The organism is Marichromatium sp. PS1, from assembly GCF_041155115.1.
Taxonomy (GTDB): domain Bacteria; phylum Pseudomonadota; class Gammaproteobacteria; order Chromatiales; family Chromatiaceae; genus Marichromatium; species Marichromatium gracile.
In genome coordinates this window covers 175283-192688 of the sequence record NZ_BAAFHB010000005.1, presented here as the reverse complement: position 1 = coordinate 192688, position 17406 = coordinate 175283, and the positions used below count along the sequence as shown (strand labels likewise).

General features: G+C 63.5%; 17 protein-coding genes and 3 pseudogenes. 6 read left to right on the top strand and 14 right to left on the bottom strand.

All coding sequences use genetic code 11. The annotated features are described in order from the left end of the window. Positions 1-96: 96 nt before the first annotated feature. Together ACAM26_RS13190 and ACAM26_RS13185 are read right to left on the bottom strand one after the other, a co-directional pair. Positions 97-819 (bottom strand): hypothetical protein, encoded by a 723-nt coding sequence (locus tag ACAM26_RS13190; protein ID WP_369613871.1) that lies wholly within the window; start codon positions 817-819, stop codon positions 97-99. A gap of 13 nt (positions 820-832) precedes the next feature. Continuing rightward, on the bottom strand, positions 833-1387 hold the full coding sequence (locus ACAM26_RS13185; RefSeq protein ID WP_123142684.1) for a cyclin-dependent kinase inhibitor 3 family protein: 555 nt from the start codon (positions 1385-1387) through the stop codon (positions 833-835). A 380-nt stretch (positions 1388-1767) separates the two neighbouring features. Here ACAM26_RS13185 and ACAM26_RS13180 point away from each other — a divergent pair, with 380 nt between their 5' ends. Both ACAM26_RS13180 and ACAM26_RS13175 read left to right on the top strand, forming a co-directional pair. After that, positions 1768-2733, top strand: a complete 966-nt coding sequence (locus ACAM26_RS13180) for a thiamine pyrophosphate-dependent dehydrogenase E1 component subunit alpha (protein ID WP_369613870.1) — start codon at positions 1768-1770, stop codon at positions 2731-2733. A 13-nt stretch (positions 2734-2746) separates the two neighbouring features. Then, positions 2747-3724, top strand: a complete 978-nt coding sequence (locus tag ACAM26_RS13175; RefSeq protein ID WP_132230612.1) for an alpha-ketoacid dehydrogenase subunit beta — start codon at positions 2747-2749, stop codon at positions 3722-3724. 127 nt (positions 3725-3851) lie between these two features. On the opposite strand, the gene ACAM26_RS13170 is transcribed toward ACAM26_RS13175, so the two are convergent. The 11 genes and pseudogenes from ACAM26_RS13170 to ACAM26_RS13120 all read right to left on the bottom strand — a co-directional run bounded on the left by ACAM26_RS13170 (position 3852) and on the right by ACAM26_RS13120 (position 13451). Continuing rightward, the gene (locus ACAM26_RS13170; RefSeq protein ID WP_369613869.1) at positions 3852-4304 is read right to left on the bottom strand and encodes a VOC family protein; all 453 of its coding nucleotides are present in this window, start codon (positions 4302-4304) and stop codon (positions 3852-3854) included. Positions 4305-4437: 133 nt separating this feature from the next. Further along, positions 4438-4644 carry a hypothetical protein gene (locus tag ACAM26_RS13165; RefSeq protein ID WP_369613868.1) on the bottom strand — a complete coding sequence of 69 codons (207 nt, stop codon included), beginning with the start codon at positions 4642-4644 and terminating at the stop codon, positions 4438-4440. Positions 4645-4705: 61 nt separating this feature from the next. Further along, positions 4706-5014 (bottom strand): annotated as a pseudogene (locus ACAM26_RS13160) (methyl-accepting chemotaxis protein); the annotation flags it as partial. Positions 5015-5068: 54 nt separating this feature from the next. Next, positions 5069-6243 (bottom strand): IS3 family transposase gene (locus tag ACAM26_RS13155; protein WP_369613393.1). Its coding sequence is split into 2 segments (ribosomal slippage): positions 5069-5991 and positions 5991-6243, totalling 1176 coding nucleotides; the frame shifts between segments, so codons are not numbered across the junction. A 27-nt stretch (positions 6244-6270) separates the two neighbouring features. Further along, positions 6271-8151 (bottom strand): methyl-accepting chemotaxis protein, encoded by a 1881-nt coding sequence (locus tag ACAM26_RS13150; RefSeq protein WP_369613867.1) that lies wholly within the window; start codon positions 8149-8151, stop codon positions 6271-6273. 327 nt (positions 8152-8478) lie between these two features. Continuing rightward, complete coding sequence (locus tag ACAM26_RS13145) at positions 8479-8904, bottom strand: GFA family protein (RefSeq protein WP_123141380.1); 426 nt, start codon at positions 8902-8904, stop codon at positions 8479-8481. Then, on the bottom strand, positions 8889-10139 hold the full coding sequence (locus tag ACAM26_RS13140; protein WP_369613866.1) for a transposase: 1251 nt from the start codon (positions 10137-10139) through the stop codon (positions 8889-8891). Before ACAM26_RS13140 ends, ACAM26_RS13145 begins: the two co-directional genes overlap by 16 nt. A 140-nt stretch (positions 10140-10279) precedes the next feature. Beyond that, positions 10280-10921: pseudogene (locus ACAM26_RS13135) on the bottom strand (transposase); the annotation flags it as partial. 83 nt (positions 10922-11004) lie between these two features. Beyond that, positions 11005-11184 (bottom strand): annotated as a pseudogene (locus ACAM26_RS13130) (hypothetical protein); the annotation flags it as partial. Positions 11185-11292: 108 nt separating this feature from the next. After that, positions 11293-12401 (bottom strand): IS3 family transposase gene (locus tag ACAM26_RS13125; protein WP_369613865.1). Its coding sequence is split into 2 segments (ribosomal slippage): positions 11293-12149 and positions 12149-12401, totalling 1110 coding nucleotides; the frame shifts between segments, so codons are not numbered across the junction. A 150-nt stretch (positions 12402-12551) separates the two neighbouring features. Continuing rightward, positions 12552-13451 carry an SH3 domain-containing protein gene (locus tag ACAM26_RS13120; RefSeq protein ID WP_369613864.1) on the bottom strand — a complete coding sequence of 300 codons (900 nt, stop codon included), beginning with the start codon at positions 13449-13451 and terminating at the stop codon, positions 12552-12554. Positions 13452-13564: 113 nt separating this feature from the next. Here ACAM26_RS13120 and ACAM26_RS13115 point away from each other — a divergent pair. From ACAM26_RS13115 to ACAM26_RS13100, 4 genes are all read left to right on the top strand, one after another. Further along, positions 13565-14274, top strand: a protein-coding gene (locus tag ACAM26_RS13115; protein ID WP_369613789.1) for an IS1 family transposase whose coding sequence is annotated in 2 segments (ribosomal slippage) — positions 13565-13843 and positions 13846-14274 — 708 coding nt in all. Because the reading frame shifts where the segments join, the coding sequence is not laid out codon by codon here. A 66-nt stretch (positions 14275-14340) separates the two neighbouring features. After that, positions 14341-14658, top strand: coding sequence for a hypothetical protein (locus ACAM26_RS13110; protein WP_369613863.1), 318 nt, complete (start codon positions 14341-14343; stop codon positions 14656-14658). Positions 14659-14696: 38 nt separating this feature from the next. After that, positions 14697-15407 carry an IS1 family transposase gene (locus ACAM26_RS13105; RefSeq protein WP_369612975.1) on the top strand — a complete coding sequence of 237 codons (711 nt, stop codon included), beginning with the start codon at positions 14697-14699 and terminating at the stop codon, positions 15405-15407. Beyond that, positions 15398-15904, top strand: a complete 507-nt coding sequence (locus ACAM26_RS13100; protein ID WP_369613862.1) for an IS1 family transposase — start codon at positions 15398-15400, stop codon at positions 15902-15904. The genes ACAM26_RS13105 and ACAM26_RS13100 overlap by 10 nt, the downstream gene beginning before the upstream one ends. 190 nt (positions 15905-16094) lie before the next feature. Here ACAM26_RS13100 and ACAM26_RS13095 read toward each other — a convergent pair whose 3' ends face one another. Then, positions 16095-17405 carry a VanZ family protein gene (locus ACAM26_RS13095; RefSeq protein ID WP_369613861.1) on the bottom strand — a complete coding sequence of 437 codons (1311 nt, stop codon included), beginning with the start codon at positions 17403-17405 and terminating at the stop codon, positions 16095-16097. Between the last annotated feature and the right edge of the window lies 1 nt (position 17406).

Sequence of the window (17406 nt, the reverse complement as noted above, 5' to 3'; positions counted from 1 at the left end):
ATGGGGGAGGTGGGGGCGGGGTGCGGACTGGCCCTGGTGCTCGCTGCTGTCTCGACCGGGCCGGTTCGGCTCGCACGGGGCGGTGGTCTGCGCCGGTCAGGCCGTCGGTGTCTGCCGCGCCTCTCTGAACGAGGCCATGGCATCGAGCCGCGCGGCCATGTCCGCCTTGCGCGCGATCAGCTTGTCGGCGAGTTTCTGACTGCCGCCGCCCTCGTCGATGACCGCGCGGATGCGCGCGTCCGGGAGCCGTGTCACCACCGCGATGGCCGCCGCGATGGCCTCGGCCCGCATATCGCCGAAGAGCCTGACGGCGTGCGGGTTGCCGGCGTCATCGCGCAGCACGTCGAGCTCATCCACCCGGGTGCCGAAGGCCTTGCCCTTGGGGTCGCCGTGGGCGCGGAACGACAGCGCGCCGCCGAGGTCGAGCGTCAGCACCCGGTCGTCGACCACGCCCTGGTTGTCGCCGTCGAAGCCGGCGGCGTCCCAGTTGGCCGTCCAGGCGTGCACGCCGAACCAGCGTCGGGCCTGTCTGCGCTCGCGCTCGCTGAGGTGGGCCACGCAGCGCTTGTCGAGCTCGACCCATTCGGTTGCGACCTGATCGGTCCGCGTGGTGCGCACATAGGTCAGGGTCGGCGCCCCGGTCAGCGCGTAGAGGCGGGCTGCGAGCATCTCGTTGCGCGCGTGCATCGGCGACTCCAGCGTCTTGACGTAGTAACGCCGTCCGTCCGCGTCCTGGAAGAGACCCGCGGGGTTGGTGCCCAACTGGCCGCCGATGCGCTGCATGGCGTCGGTGTCCACGGGTGCTCTGGCGGAGATCATCGTGGCTCCTGGCTCAGTCGATGGGTCGGGTGCGGCGCACCAGGGCGAGTTGCGAGGAGGTTTCGATGGCGCCCTTGCGCGCGCCACGAACCTCGCGGATCGCCGTCTCGGGGTCCATGCCCAGCTCGACGAGCAGACGGGCGGCGATCATGCCCGCGCGGCCCAGCCCTCCCCGGCAGTGCACCAGCACGGCCTTGCCATCGCGGAGCCGCTGGCGGATCTCGGGGCCGTGGGTGAGCCACTGGGTCTCGAAGGCCGGGCTCGGCACCGAGTAGTCGGCAATCGGCAGGTGACGCCAGTCGATGCCCCGGCGCCGCACCGCCTCGCCCAGCTCGGGCACCTTGAGCGTCACCAGCTCGGCGGGCTCGACCAGCGTCAGCACCAGGGCCGCGCCCCAGGCGACGATGACGTCGAGATCGGCGGCGAGGTCGCGTCGCCAGGCGCCGGTGTGGGCGAAGGGGTCCTGCTTGCCCGGGCAGAAGGTGATCCCGATCCGGCCGTGCGACGGGCTCGCTCGGACCTCGGCGATCTGCAAGGGATGCGTCTGGCTGGTCCGGGCCGCTGACATAACACCACTCGATGTGGGGTGAAGGACATGGGCATGGGAGTTTAGCAAAGCGTCGGGGCGGACTCCTCCCGCGGTCGCGTGCCGCGATGGCGGCGCTCCCGCTGGGGCGGCGGGCGGCGCGTCCGCTCCTGGTGGAGCGAGCACACCAGTCATGGGTTGATTGGTGCATCAGTGCAACAGTCCTTGGCGATTCTGCCGTCTTATCAGAGCAGGGGGGGCGGGATAGGCTGATCCCAGGTTCGAGGTCCCCTGGCCGGTCCCTGGCGTGCGGTCGTTGCCGGGGGAGGGCAGGGTCTCGATCCTCGCCATAGGTCCCGGAGATCGGCGCGGGCAACCGGCCGATCCCGTGACAGCGACGAAACGTTTAGAGAGTGTTCCTGATGACCGTTTCCACCCAGCAGAGGCTCGAGATGCTGCGCACCATGCTCCTGGCGCGGCGTTTCGAGGAAACCCTGACCGAGCTGTGCCAGCAGCCCGACAAGATCCACGGCATGATGATCCTGGCGACGGGGCAGGAGGCGGTCGGCTCGGGGGCCTGCGCCGCGCTGTCGCCGGCGGATGTCATCGTCACCAATCATCGCAGTCATCACCACCTGCTCGCTCGCGGCGCCGACCCGAAGGCGCTGATGGCCGAGATCTTCGGTCGGCGCACCGGTTGCAACAAGGGTAAGAGCGGCACGCTGCATCTGGCGGTGCCCGAGGTCAACGCGCTCTGCACCACCACGGTGGTCGGCGGCGGCTTCCCCATCGCCACCGGGCTGGGCTTCGCGCAGCAGTATCGTGGCGAGGCGGCGGTGACGGCCTGTTTCTTCGGCGATGGGGCGACCAGCGAGGGCTCCTTCCACGAGGCGCTCAACCTCGCCGGGCTCTGGCGCCTGCCGGTGGTCTTCGTGTGCGAGAACAACCGCTATGCCGCCGCGCAGGGCTATGACGAGCACACCCCGATCGAGTCACTGGCGACCCGCGCCGATGCCTACGGCATGCCGGGCGAGCAGGTCGACGGCAACGATGCGCCGGCGGTGTTCGAGGCCACCCGGCGCGCCCGCGAGCGCGCTCTGGCCGGCGCGGGACCGACGCTGATCGAGTGCATGACCTACCGCTGGCGCGGTCACGGCGAGGGTGACCCACAGCGCTACCAGCCCGCCGAGGAGATCGCCGCCTGGAAGGCGCGCTGTCCCATCGAGCGGTTGAGCGAGACGCTGCGCGCACACGGCGAGCTGTCCGATGCCGAGCTCGATGACCTGCGCGCGAGCACCGCCGCCGCCGTCGCCGAGGCGGTGCGCTTTGCCGAGGAGAGCCCGTGGCCCGAGCCGCACGAGGCGCTTGAAGATGTCTGGGTCGCGTGAGGGGGAGATGACGATGCAAACACTCGGAATGGGCCAGGCGGTCAATCAGGCGCTGCGCGAGGAGATGGCGCGCGATTCACGGATCTTTCTCGCCGGCGAGGGCATCGGGGTCGGCATCCACGACAGCCCGATGATGCCGACCGCGGGGCTGCTCGAGGCCTTCGGTCCCGGGCGGGTGAAGGACACCCCGGTGTCGGAGGCGGCGATCGCCGGGCTCGCGGTCGGTGCCGCCGCCGGTGGGCTGCGCCCGGTGGTGGAGGTGATGTTCAACCCCTTCTTCACCCTGGCCTCGGACATGATCATCAACCACGCCGCCAAGCTGCGCTATCTCTCCGGCGGCAAGACCCGCTTCCCGCTGGTGGTGCGGATCAAGAGCGGGGCCGGTTTCGGCGCCGGTTGCCAGCACTCGCACAACCTCGAGGCCTGGGTCGCGCACTGTCCGGGGCTGAAGGTGGTGATGCCCGCCACCCCGGCCGACGCCAAGGGGCTGTTGAAGTCCGCCATCCGCGACGACAACCCGGTCATCTTCATCGAGGACATGGGGCTCTACTTCGCCCCGGACGCGGTGCCGGAGGACGATTACACCATCCCCATCGGCAAGGCCGACATCAAGCGCGCCGGCACCGATGTCACCGTCGTCACCTGGTCGAAGATGCTCGGTGTCGCCATGCAGGCGGCCGAACGGCTGGCCGGCGAGGGCGTCGATGTCGAGGTCGTCGACCTGCGAACCCTGACCCCATTGGACAGCGAGACCATCCTCGCCTCGGTACGCAAGACCGGACGTCTGGTGGTGCTGCACGAAGCGACCCGCACCGGCGGTTTCGCCGGCGAGATCGCCGCCGTGGTCATGGAGCAGGCATTCGCCGACCTCAAGGCCCCGCTGCGCCGGGTCACCGGCCCGGACATCCCGGTCCCGGCCAGCCCGCCGCTGGAGCAGTTCTACATCCCCGACGCGGGGCAGGTGGTCGCGGCGATCCGCGAGATCGTCTGACCCCGACCCCGGAGGCGTTCCGTCGTCTCCGGGTGTCGTTCGCTCCCGTCCATGGGTGCCCGTATACGCATGCGCCGCGCCGTCGACGACCGAGATCGTCGACGGCGCGGCGCTTCGTCCTGCTGCCTCAGTCCTGCCACTTCTGGATCTCGATGATGTTGCCTTCGGGGTCCTTGGCGTAGACCAGATGGATGGCGCCGAGGCCACCGACATCGCCATGGACGGTCTCGCCGACGGTTGATCCGCCGTGATCGAGCACCTTCTGCAGACAGGCGTCGACATCGTCGACGGCGAAGGCGATGTGGCCGAAGCCGAAGGTGTTGATGGCCTTCTTCGCGTGCGTGTCCTGTTGATCGTATTGGAAGATCTCCAGTGTCGGACCGGTGTCGTCGAAGCCCGGCAGCAGGAGGTGGATTCCCCGTATGTGAACGGAGTCAATGGCCGTCAGGCGGTCGAGCCAGTCGCCGGACAGATCCCGCTCCGGTGGTTTTGGCGTGCAGCCGAAGACGTTGGTGTAGAAGGTCGCGAGCCGCTTCCAGTCCTGGGCGACGATGTTGGTGTGGCTGAAGGAGATACGCATGTCTCGTCGGCGGCTCCGGTGAGGAATGGCTGGGTTCGTGGGCGGGCGCGTCCATGACGGCCCAAGCCCTGAGCTTTCTTGCCCGGGGCGTCGCTGTCAACAGACGAGAGCGCGATGGCGCGCCCTGCGCCGTTCAGGTCCACGGCTCCAGCCGCCAGCCCTCGGCGCCGCCGACCAGGCGCGCGGTCAGGTCCAGCGCGTCCAGAAAGGCGTCGTCGTGGGAGACCACCTCCAGCGCTCCCTGGTAGTCGCGCAACAGCTGCTCCAGCGCGAGCAGCGAGGGCCGGTCGAGATGGTTGCTCGGCTCGTCGAGGGCCGGCAAGTCCGCCGCCGAGAGCATGGCGCCGATCAGCGCGATGCGTATCGACCCGCCGTCGCCGCTGAGGGGCGCCGGCGTGGGTTCAGCGTGTCCGAACCTTGAAGGTCGCGATCAGCTGCTCGAGTTGGGCGGCTTGCTCGGTGAGGGTGTGCGCGGCCATCGAGGACTGTTCTGCGCTGTTGCTGTTGTGATTGATGACCTCGTCGATCTGCGAGATGGCATCGCTCAACTGCTCGACTCCGCTGGCCTGTTCGTTGGCCGCGAGTGCGATATCCCCCACCAGAGAGGATGTCTCGGAGGAGCCGGAGACGATCGTCTGCAGGGCGCTGGCGGTCTCATCGGTGAGCTCCAGACCCTTGGTGGTGCGAGTCGCCGTGCTTTGGATCAGTTGGGCGGTCTGCTGGGCTGAGGTTCCCCTGTTTTTTCGTCCCCCAAGGGGTTGGTCTCATGCGACCGTCTGGTCGCGGCGCTGTCTCGCCTCCCACTGTTGCATGAACTCGACGGGTGAACGGTAGCCGAGTGTCGAGTGCAGTCGCTTGCGGTTGTAGAAGACCTCGATGTACTCGAAGGCCGTGGCGCGCATTGCCTCGCGGGTCGGGAAGCGCTCGCCGAAGACGCGCTCGTGCTTGAAGCTGTTGAACCAGCTCTCGGTCGGGGCGTTGTCCCAGCAGTTGCCGCGCCGGCTCATCGAGCAACGCATGGCGTAGCGGCGCAGGCGTTGTTGGAAGGCGTGGCTGGCGTACTGGCTGCCCCGGTCGGAGTGGTGCAGCAGCCCTGGTGGCGGCCGGCGCCGGGCATGGGCCATGTCGAGGGCGCTGATGACCAGCTCGGCGTCCATGCGGGCGCGCATCGACCAGCCGACGACCTCGCGGTTGAACAGGTCGAGGACGACGGCCAGATAGAGCCAGCCCTCGTCGGTCCAGAGGTAGGTGATATCGGCGCTCCATACCTGATTCGGGGCGCTGGGCCGGAAGTCCCGGGCGAGCAGATTCTCGGCGACGGGAAGACGGTGGCTCGAGTCGGTCGTGACGCGATAGCGACGCCGATGACGGCCGCATAGGCCGTGCGCACGCATCAGCCGCTCCACACGCGCCTTACTCGCGCTCAGGCCGCGGGCGCGCAACGCTCGCACCATCCGCGGACTGCCGTAGGCGCCACCGCTCTCGGCGTGGAGGGTCTGCAGCAGCAGCGTCAGCTGCGCGTCACTCAGCCCCTGGCGCTGGCCGCCGCGCTGCCAGGCCCGATAGCCGCTGGCACTGACGCCCAGCAGCGCGCACAGCCGACGCAGGCCGTGCGCGCCGCGATGCGCATCGATCCAGGCGTACTTCACAGCGCATCCTTCGCGAAGTACGCCGTCGCTTTTCGCAGGATCGTGTTCTCCTCGCGAAGCTCGGCAACCTCGGCGCGCAACCGCGATAGCTCCATCTCCTCGGGCGTCACCGCCTTGCCCGCGCTCGACTCCAGCTTCCCCGCCTCGCTGCGCCGCACCCAGTTGCGCACCGTCTGCTCCACCAGGCCCATCTCGCGCGCCACCGAGGCGATACTGCGCCCCGACTGCACCCGCTTGACCGCCTGCTCCTTGAACTCTAGCGTGTATACCCGCTTCGGGATCTTCTGCATCGTGCTCTCCAAGGTTTGATCGTCAGTCTACGTCAATCCTTGGGGGACGAAATTCGGGGGGAACCTCAGGGCGGCCTCGGCGCTGCGCGCCGCCAGCTGACGCACCTCGTCGGCGACCACCGCGAAGCCGCGACCGTGCTCACCGGCGCGTGCCGCCTCGATGGCCGCGTTCAGGGCGAGCAGGTTGGTTTGGGCTGCGATCTCTTCGATCACCTGGGTAATCTTGGTGATGTCCTGACCCGATTGCTCGATTTGCTGCATCGCAGTGCGCAGCTCTTCCATCAGCCGGTCTCCGTCGCGCGCCGACGCTTCGGCATTCTTCGAGAGGGCGTTTGCGCGCTCCGCCTTGTCGGCGCTTTGACGAATCTGGTCTGCCATCTGGCCGATGGTGGCGCTGATCTGGGTGACAGAGGCGGCCGATTGAGTGGCGCCGCTGGCGAAATCCTGGCTCAGGCCCGATACCGTCTGTGCCTTTTCGGTGATCAGTGAAGCGCCGGATTGTACTTGGGACACCAGGTTGTTGAGGTTATCGACCATACGCTTGAGGGCGATGCCGAGCTGATCCTGCTCGGATGCCAGTGCGACATCCAGGTCAAGGTTGCCGCGCGAGATCTGCTCGGCGAGTTCGGCACGGTCCTGCAGGCTATCGGCCATGGTGTCGAGGCTGCGGGCAAGCTGCCCGATCTCGTCCTGTGAGGTATGGGTAAGACGTTGCGAGAGGTCCCCGGTCTGGATGGCATGAGCGAGCCCCGCTGCGCGGCGGATCGGCCCGGCGATCGAGCGCGCAGCGAACCAAAGCACGGCCATCGCCAGCAGTGCGACCAGGACGCTGACGAGGACCTGCATCAGGGTGCCGCGCTGTCCCTGGGTGGCCATGTCGTCTCGCAGGGCATAGGCCTTGGCAAGGACCAGGCGGGCGTCGACGCTGAGCATGACCGACCAGGTGGTCCCGGTGCGGCCGAGCTTGATCGGGAAGAAGACCTCGATCATCCCGCTCTCATCGTCGACGCGCGCGAGCGCCTTCTCCTGCTTGATGATCTCGAGGCTTTGCTGCCAGCCCTGGGGATCGATCGCCTTGAGGGGCTGCCCGATGTGCTCGGGATGCGCGCTGGCGGCGATCACCAGCCCTTGCTCGCTGACGATGGCGACGTCACCTTCGCCATCGTAGATGTTCTGGGAGATCTGCCGGCTGATGCGCTGGACGAAATCGAGGTCATAGTCGGTGCCGGCCACGCCCTGAAATCGGCCATTGACCATGATCGGTACCGAGAGCGTCGCCAGCCAGACCTGCTTGCCCTGCACGACATAGGGCAGGGGAGCGAGGATGCTTTCCCGCCCCGTCCGCTTCGGGTTGATGTACCAGCCGCCCTTCATCACGCCGTTTGGGTGGCGTTCCTCGGAGTCGTACTCGACCAGCGCCTGGACGTCGATCTTGCCGCTGGGGTCGCGTGTCCAGTAGGGGGTGAAGCGGCCGGTCTGATCGTTGTTGCCATCGCCTGTGCCACGGAATGCGGCATCACGACCGTCGATGGTGTTGGGCTCCCAGCAGGAGTAGGTGCCGTTGAATTCGGGGTTTTCCTCCAGAACCTTCAACAGGATGGCGTTGACGTGACTGCGTTCGAGGTCGAGGTCGGCGCCGGACTGGGCTACGGCGAAGACGTTGGCCATGGTCCTGGCGGTGTCGAGGGCGGTGTCGAACTTGGCCCGAATGTCGCCTGCGTATTTTCCGGCGAGGATTTCGAGTTCTTCGAGGGCCGCTGCCTCGGCCTGGGATTCGACGCGTTCGGAGACGAGGCTCTGGGTGGAGTGGGAAGAGTAGACCCCGTAGCCGACGAGGATACCGGCGGTGGCAAGCAAGCAGAGTCCACCGATGAGTGCGATCTTCTGCTGAATCGATTTGACGACCATCTTCCCTCCATATGCATGGATATATCGGGGGTATCCTGCGTCGACTACCAAGATCTGTGCATGGGTCGGGCGGCGGCGGTTTTCAACGCTTTGTGTTGTTGCTCGCTCCTTGTCGCGCCGACTCGCGGAGGGGCGTATCGGTTGGCAGGGTTGCATGCCTTCCGTGAGCGTCGGGCGCGGTCGAGTCGCTCCAACCAGGGGGGGGCGTGATCGAAGGCGAGGGCCCGGGATGGCTGAATCGGCGAAGAGTTCTCTGGACAAGGGGGCGGCCCTCGCCAGCACGGAACCCCCTCGCTATGCGCTCAGCGCTCACGCTGAGTGATTGGCTCAACGCGCTGGCGGTCCGCTGAAACGAGGAAGCTCGTCCAGGTTCTGACGGGTCCAAGCCGCCTGGTTCTCCACATAAATCTTCGCGTCCGGGCGTCTGCCGACGACTGAGTCCAGACAGCCTGCTGGTACGACAAGCGGGGCGTCAGGTGTCGATCGTGTCGGCAGTGCCGATCCGCAGTGTATGCAGAAGCTCTTTTCGTGCAGGGTGTTGGGCAACTGGAAGGTCTTGACGTGTGCCTTGCCTTCGATCCAATGAAGCCGCGCGGATTGTGAAAACAGATTGGCGGCATGAGCCGACCCCGTGTCCTTTTGGCAATACGTGCAATAGCACAGATAGAAGCTGTCGAAATCACCCTCGATCTCGAAGCGGACTCGACCACACAGACATGATCCGTGGTGTCTTCCTTTCATTGAATGCTGCATGCGTGTTGCTCCTGTCGTGGCGGAGAGAAGAGCAACCGGGCTCTTCTCTGACCTCGAAGATAGCGACACTCCCGCCGCGCGGCGAGTGCGATCAGGCGCTCTGGCGCGCCGATCGCGGCGCCAAACCCCTTGAGCAGGAAACCGGCGTGCTCGACGAAACGCTCCGGCGCGATACCGAGTCGGGAGAGGATGTCGGGCAGATCCGCTGGGATCGCCCCGCGCTTGCGTGGATGCAGGGCGCGACCGAGCGAGTCGACCAGGGTCAGATAGCCGTCGAAGGTGAAGGGGATCGCTGCGGGGACCTCGGCGGGGTTGCCGAAGGGCAGTAGTGGGGCAGCGGGGAGGCGATCGAGGACGGTCTCCCAGAGGTGGGTGCTGCGAGCGTCTGGCGAGCTGTCGGCGTGATCGGTCACGGCAGGTGAGGGCGGGTGCGTGGCTGGCGGGGCGTCAGTCTCGGATGTTGCGGTCTCCTGGGCAGCGCGCGCGCGTTGCGAGCCGGGGTGGACGTCTGGCGGTGCTCGTTTTGCCGTATCGGGTGACGGCGCTACGACGAGATGCCGCCCGTTCGCCGCGCCATCATCGCCCGCACGCAAGGCGGCGATCCGCGCCGCAATCCCGGTATGCGCACTGTCCTCCGGCGTCTCCGCGATCCCCGCCCGAATCGGGTTGAGATCGACATAGGCCATCACCGCCAACAGCGCCGTCTCGTCGAGGATCGCCTGCGAGCGAAAGCGCCCCTCCCAGAACCGCCCGCGCACCCCGTCCTCCCGGTTCGCCGCCCGCGCGATCGACTCGTTCAACACCCGCATGAACCAGGAGAGATCCGCCAACCGCGCCCGATAGGTCGCAACCAACCCTGCGACCACCTCCAGCTCTGCCTCGGTCATCCCCGCCCGCGTCGCAGGCGACAGAAACCGCTCCACCACCTCCGGTCCCCGAAACAGACACCGCCAGCGCCGCAGCACCTCGGCATCCGACCACCCCGCCGCTCGATCCGCATCCACCCGCACCACCAGATGCACGTGATTGCTCATCACCGCATAGGCCGCCACATCGATCGCGAACACCCCCGCGAGCTGGCGCAACCGCAACTCCACCCACCCGCGCCGATGCTCGAAGCTCCGTCCGGTCAACCGATCGAAGCCGCAGAGATACGCCCGGCGCACGCACCGCGTGACGACGTGATACCAGGGCGTATCGGAGAGGGAGACGAGCGATGCGCGGGGACGAGTCATGGGGCATCTCCGCTGGGGGTGTTGGAGGAAGCGTAGGAGAGGGCCTCGAGAGCGTCAACGGTAAATGGGTGTCCCTTTAACGTCAACGTCCGGGTTCGAGGTTTGGTCAAACGGTAAGTGGGTGTCCTTTATCTCCTTTAGGCGGCGATCCGTGCCGCAATCCCGGTATGCGCGCTCTCCTCCGGCGTCTCCGCGATCCCCGCCCGAATCGGGTTGAGATCGACATAGGCCATCACCGCCAGCAGCGCCGTCTCATCGAGGATCGCCTGCGAACGGAACCGTCCCTCCCAGAATCGTCCGCGGACCCCGTCCTCCCGATTCGCCGCCCGCGCGATCGACTCGTTCAACACCCGCATGAACCACGAGAGATCCGCCAACCGCGCCCGATAGGTCGCGACCAATCCCGCGACTCCATCCAGCTCTGCCTCGGTCATCCCCGCCCGGGTCGCAGGCGACAGAAACCGCTCCACCACCACCGGCCCCCGGAACAGACACCGCCAGCGCCGCAGCACCTCGGTATCCGACCACCCCGCCGCCCGATCGGCATCGACCCGCACCACCAGATGCACGTGATTACTCATCACCGCATAGGCCGCGACATCGATCGCGAACACCCCCGCGAGCTGGCGCAACCGCAATTCCACCCAGCCCCGCCGATGCTCGAAACTCCGTCCGGTCAACCGATCGAACCCGCAGAGATACGCCCGGCGCACGCAGCGCGTGACGACGTGATACCAGGGTGTATCGGACAAGGAGACGAGCGCGGCGCGGGGACGAGTCATGGGGCATCTCCGCTAGGGGTGTTGGGATAAGCGTAGGAGAGGGCCTTGGGAGCGTCAACGATAAATGGGTGTCCCTTTATCCCAATCGCGAACACCCCCGCGAGCTGACGCAACCGCAACTCCACCCACCCGCGCCGATGCTCGAAGCTCCGTCCGGTCAGCCGATCGAAGCCACACAGATACGCCCGGCGCACGCAGCGCGTGACGACGTGATACCAGGGCGTATCGGACAAGGATATGAGCGCGGCGCGGGGACGAGTCATGGGGCATCTCCGCTGGGGGTGTTGGGATAAGCGTAGGAGAGGGCCTTGGGAGCTTCAACGATAAATGGGTGTCCTTTTATCCGGTGTCCCTTTGTCAACTCCCCCTTTTTAGGTCCATCCATAAATAGACACTGCGGCATGTCCGCGGCGGTTAAGAAACTCGATGGGTGAAAGATCGCCGAGCGATTCGTGCGGTCGGCGCAGGTTGTATTCGTCGAGCCAGTCGTCTGCCTGTTGGCGAACCTCCTCGAGGGTGTTGAAGAGCCAGGCATCGAGGACCTCGCGGCGGAAGCTGCCGTTGAAACGCTCGATGAAGCCGTTCTGGGTCGGTTTCCCGGGGCTGATGAAGTCGAGGGCGATACCACGTTCGGCGGCCCAACGTTGGAAGGCGGTGCTGGTGAACTCCGGCCCGTTGTCGAGACGCAGACGCTCGGGGCGCCCCCGGACGCTGATGACCTGTTCAAGCACGCGGATGACGCGCGCCGAGGTCAGCGAGACGTCGACCTCGATACGCAGCGCCTCACGGTTGTAGTCGTCGATGAGGTTGAAGGTGCGATAGCTCATGCCGCTGCTCAGCGCATCGCTCATGAAGTCGGCCGACCATTGCAGGTTGGGACGGATCGGTTGCACCAGCGGTTGCGGCGGGCGGAGCGCCCGGAGTCGCTTGCACCGACGCCGCAGATTGAGCTTGAGCGCGCAATACACCCGCCAGACCCGCTTGTGGTTCCAGGGATGTCCGGCGCGGCGCAGCCGCACATAGAGTTTGCGGAACCCGGCGGATGGATAGCGCTCGGCCAGCGTGCTCAGCGCCTTGATCAGCGGCCCGTCGTCACGCGGGCGGGCGTGATAGTCGAGCACCGAACGGCTCAGCCCAAGCAGTCGACAGACGCGCCGCTTGCTCACGCCTTCGACCATGGACTCACCCGCCAGGGCGCGCCGCGCCCTGGCGCTCAGAGCTTTTTTTCGACGATCTCCTTCAGGATCTTGTGATCCAGGCTCAGATCCGCGTACATGTGCTTGAGCCGGCGATTCTCCTCCTCCAGCGCGCGCAGTCGCTTCAGGTCCGAAGCCTCCATCCCCCCGTACTTCGAGCGCCATTGATAGAAGGTCGCCGCGCTGACGCCCAGCTCCCGGCACACGTCCTTGACGGCCACTCCAGACTCAGCACGACGCAGTGCGTCAACGATCTGCTGCTCGCTGTACTTGCTCTTGCGCATGTGGGCTCTCCTCTGCTCGGCCACCATCATGCCGTCGGTCTCTACTTTTCGCTGGACCTATTTTTGGGGAAGGGGACACCTTTATCCGTTCTCTGGATGTCCCTTTTCTGCGCGTTTTTGCGGTCGGCTGGATGCGTTAGTTAGAGCATTTCATTTTTTATTGCTGGGCTTAACCACGATCATATAGCCGCTATGTACCCAACCAACCTTGTTCAAATTGTTGACGTAATCAAAGTACTTAACTTGAATCCAATCTTTTTGTCTTTTTAGCTCTATGACCTTTTTGTTTCTTGGGAGCATTTCCATAATCTTACTTTCCATGCTTGGTCCATCTCGGAAATTGAGCGCTTGATCTGTTACCAGGAAAATGCTACTGGCTTCACTGCTTTCAAGTTTATGTAGCTGAGTTGAAATAGTCTGTTCTAGCATTTCCATTCTTTCGAGCAGTTTTTCTTCTGATTCTGTTGCCGATACTTGAGAAAGATAGTAGAGGAAAAGAGCGAGTATGAGATTTAAATAAAACTCTGCGCTCAATGGGCCGAAAGGTGCACGACTGGACTTATCTTTAAGTTCTTCAACCAAGGAAGCATCGTCTTCTGCTTCTTGGATTTCATCTACGAGAAACTGATAAGCCTCTGAGAAGGTTAGAGCGCCAAAATTGCTATTGATTTGCTCAGTAATTCGGGAAAATGCGCTAAGTGAAGGACTAGCCTCAAACGCTTTAATTGCCCTTAATGCGGGTGAATCTTGCAAATTGCTAATTGCTTGAAATGCCGCCGACTTTTCGAGATCTCTGATGATTTGCAACGCGGGGGGGGCTGGGTCGCGCACAATTCGCATCGCCGGTGATTCTTTAATTTGTTGAATCAGTCGCATTGAGGGTGAGTCTTCAATCTCTCGCATCAACCTAAGTGCCGGAGAATTATCTATTTCACGAATCATCCGCATCGCTGGCGATTCTTCCAGCGCTAGAATTGCACGAATTGTTGGCGATTCTTCCAGCGCACGAAGAAAATCGAGAGTTGTGTTATTAAATAGATTATTAGTCATTGGTGGCGTCCTAATCGATAGGTTTCAATAAAATAATCACCTCTTGGTAGTGCCCTGACCGATAGGTTTCGATAAGATCAGAATCTCTTGCTTTAAGGATGAAGAAGATGTATCTGACATGTCCGCAGTGTCACTCCAACCATGTGACCAAAAATGGATTCAACCGGCTGAAAAAGCAGTTGTACAAGTGTCAAGATTGCGGTCGCCAGTTCGTTCTCCATCCTGCCAAGGGGCCGGTTTCTCAGGAAACCCGCGAACTGATCGATCGGTTGCTGCTGGAAAAAATCTCCCTGGCCGGAATTGCCCGTGCGGTGAAGGTCTCCGAGGCTTGGCTGCAGAACTACGTGAACGAGAAGTACAAGAAGGTTCCTCGTCAGGTCGCGCTAAAAAAAACACCACACCCTACGGAGTGATCCTGGAGTGCGACGAACTGTGGTCCTTTGTCGGAAAACGCCTGAACAAACAATGGATCTGGCTCGCCATGGATCGCCTGACCCGGCGTATCGTCGGGGTCCATGTTGGCGATCGTACGGAGCGCTCCGCACAGGCTCTGTGGGATTCCATCCCAGCGCAATATCAGACTTCCGCTCCCGTCTACACAGATTTCTGGAGCGCCTATGCGCGGATCATCCCGGCACACCGACATTATCCCAGTGCGAAGTCACAAGGGGAAACCAACCATATCGAACGGTTTAACGGTACACTCCGGCAGCGTATCTCCCGCTTGGTGAGAAAGTCGCTCGCATTCTCGAAAAACCAGGAAAACCATCTGGGTGCACTCTGGCACTTCATTCATCACTACAACGAAACGATGTGCGCTTGACTCACTGCGGGTGAGCCAAACACATTGAGCGATTCAAAATCCTATCGGTCAGGGCACTACCAGAAGATGTATCTGACATGTCCGCAGTGTCACTCCAACCATGTGACTAAAAATGGATTCAACCGGCTGAAAAAGCAGTTGTACAAGTGTCAAGATTGCGGTCGCCAGTTCGTTCTCCATCCTGCCAAGGGGCCGGTTTCTCAGGAAACCCGCGAACTGATCGATCGGTTGCTGCTGGAAAAAATCTCCCTGGCCGGAATTGCCCGTGCGGTGAAGGTCTCCGAGGCTTGGCTGCAGAACTACGTGAACGAGAAGTACAAGAAGGTTCCTCGTCAGGTCGCGCTAAAAAAAAACGGTAGTGCCCTGACCGATAGGTTTCGATAAGATCAGAATCCATTTCTTTAAGGTTGAAGAAAATGTATCTGACATGTCCGCAGTGTCACTCCAACCATGTGACCAAAAATGGATTCAACCGGCTGAAAAAGCAGTTATACAAGTGTCAAGATTGCGGTCGCCAGTTCGTTATCCATCCTGCCAAGGGGCAGGTTTCTCAGGAAACCCGCGAACTGATCGATCGGTTGCTGCTGGAAAAAATCTCCCTGGCCGGAATTGCCCGTGCGGTGAAGGTCTCCGAGGCTTGGCTGCAGAACTACGTGAACGAGAAGTACAAGAAGGTTCCTCGTCAGGTCGCGCTAAAAAAAAACACCACATCCTACGGAGTAATCCTGGAGTGCGACGAACTGTGGTCCTTTGTCGGAAAACGCCTGAACAAACAATGGATCTGGCTCGCTATGGATCGCCTGACCCGGCGTATCGTCGGGGTCCATGTTGGCGATCGTACGGAGCGCTCCGCACAGGCTCTGTGGGATTCCATCCCAGCGCAATATCAGACTTCCGCTCCCGTCTACACAGATTTTTGGAGCGCCTATGCGCGGATCATCCCGGCACACCGACATTATCCCAGTGCGAAGTCACAAGGGGAAACCAACCATATCGAACGGTTTAACGGTACACTCCGGCAGCGTATCTCCCGCTTGGTGAGAAAGTCGCTCGCGTTCTCGAAGAATCAGGAAAACCATCTTGGTGCACTCTGGAACTTCATTCATCACTACAACGCCAAGATGTGCGTGTGATTCATTGTGGGAAGCCAAACACATCGAGAGATTCAAAACCCTATCGGTCAGGGCACTACCAAAAAAACACCACATCCTACGGAGTAATCCTGGAGTGCGACGAACTGTGGTCCTTTGTCGGAAAACGCCTGAACAAACAATGGATCTGGCTCGCTATGGATCGCCTGACCCGGCGTATCGTCGGGGTCCATGTTGGCGATCGTACGGAGCGCTCCGCACAGGCGCTGTGGGATTCCATCCCAGCGCAATATCAGACTTCCGCTCCCGTCTACACAGATTTCTGGAGCGCCTATGCGCGGATCATCCCGGCACACCGACATTATCCCAGTGCGAAGTCACAAGGGGAAACCAACCACATCGAACGGTTCAACGGTACACTCCGGCAGCGTATCTCCCGCTTGGTGAGAAAGTCGCTTGCGTTCTCGAAGAACCAAGAAAACCATCTGGGTGCACTCTGGAACTTCATTCATCACTACAACGCTACGATGTGCGTGTGATTCATTGCGGGAAAGCTCAAAAACATCGAGCTATTCAAAATCCTATCAGTCAGGGCACTACCCACCTCTTAATTTAAGGGTGAAAATTAAGTTTCATGCGACCGCATGCTATGCTAATAAACTCGACTTGACCGAGTGCTTCTGTCCCATGCTCTTCCCCCAAAGCAGCACAGCCCCAACCACTCCTCGATCACCCCCACCGATCCCGCACCCACCGAGACCGAACCACCCCCCATCCAATCCACGCCCCACCACCCCCAACCCAAACATTCGTCGGATCGACCCCCAACCCCATCACCAACCGCAGCCCCTCGACCGCGAACGCCAACCCGCCCCCGACGATTACCGCAACCCAGCCACCCCAAGTGTACGCTCCCCATCGATCCGAGGTCCACGGCACCAGTAGCACCCCGGCTATCCCATAGAGCCCGAGGTTGAGCACCAGGCTGACCAGGGCGCCGCTCTCGCTGCTGTAGTAGTGGTAGTAGAAGGGCAGGAAGTGGAGTTGCTGGAGGTCGGCGAGGATGGTCTCGGGGTTGCGCCAGCGCTCGGGGGTGGGGAGGCCGCCGAGCTGGAGTTCGACGAGCAACAGCAGGTAGGGGCCGAGCAGGGCAAGCGAAGCCCAGCGGGCATGACGCGGGAGCGCGGCGCGGGTGGCGGGGTCGAGACCGCGCAGCGCGGTGACGAGCCAAGCGCCGAGTCCGGCCCCGAGCGCGCGGGTGAGCACCGAGACGCCCTGGGAGACGCCGGAGACGAGCAGCACTTGAACGAGTTCGATCGCCAGCCCGAGGGCGAGCCCGAGCACCACGGCGGCAGCGTGGGTGCCGGGTCCGCGCCGGTGACGGGCGAGGAGGATGCCGAGCGGCAGCGCGGTGAGGATCTCGGCGAGGCTGCGGGCCAGGGCCCAGACCGCGCCCTGGTCGGAGACCGGCGCCCACAGCCAGCCGAGCCGTCCGGCGGCGGCCTTGTCGAGGATCTCGTCGACGCCCAGCACCAGATCGAAGGGGAACAGGACGAACCCGAGATAGGCGAGCAGGAAGAGCCCGAGCGCGGCGTCGACGGCGCCCGCGCCGGGGTGGCGCAGTCGTGCGCCGAGCCGGGCCAGCCGATGTCCGGCGCGCGTCCACAGCAGAATCCCGAGGGCGGTGCCGAGCAACTCGGCGACGGGGTCATTGAGCGAGACGGTGCGCGGCGGGAAGTAGACCTGCAACGCCTCGATGCCGAGCGCCAGCAGGGTGGCGGCGAGGGCGACGAGGAGCGCGGCGCGCGCCGTGCCGAGGCGCGGCGCCCAGGCGGCCATGCCGAGCGCCGCCCAGGGCAGGTAGAGGAGCAAGTTGGCGATCCAGTCGGCGCGCCGTCCCGGGGTGAGGGTGAGCCAGCCGATGTCGGCGAGACGGGCGAGCGCCTCGGCGGGCGCGAGCGGCTGCAGATCGAAGGGGATCAGGCTGGCGTAGAGGATCGCCAGGGCGTAGCCGATCCAGGCCAGGGTGAGCGCCCGCATC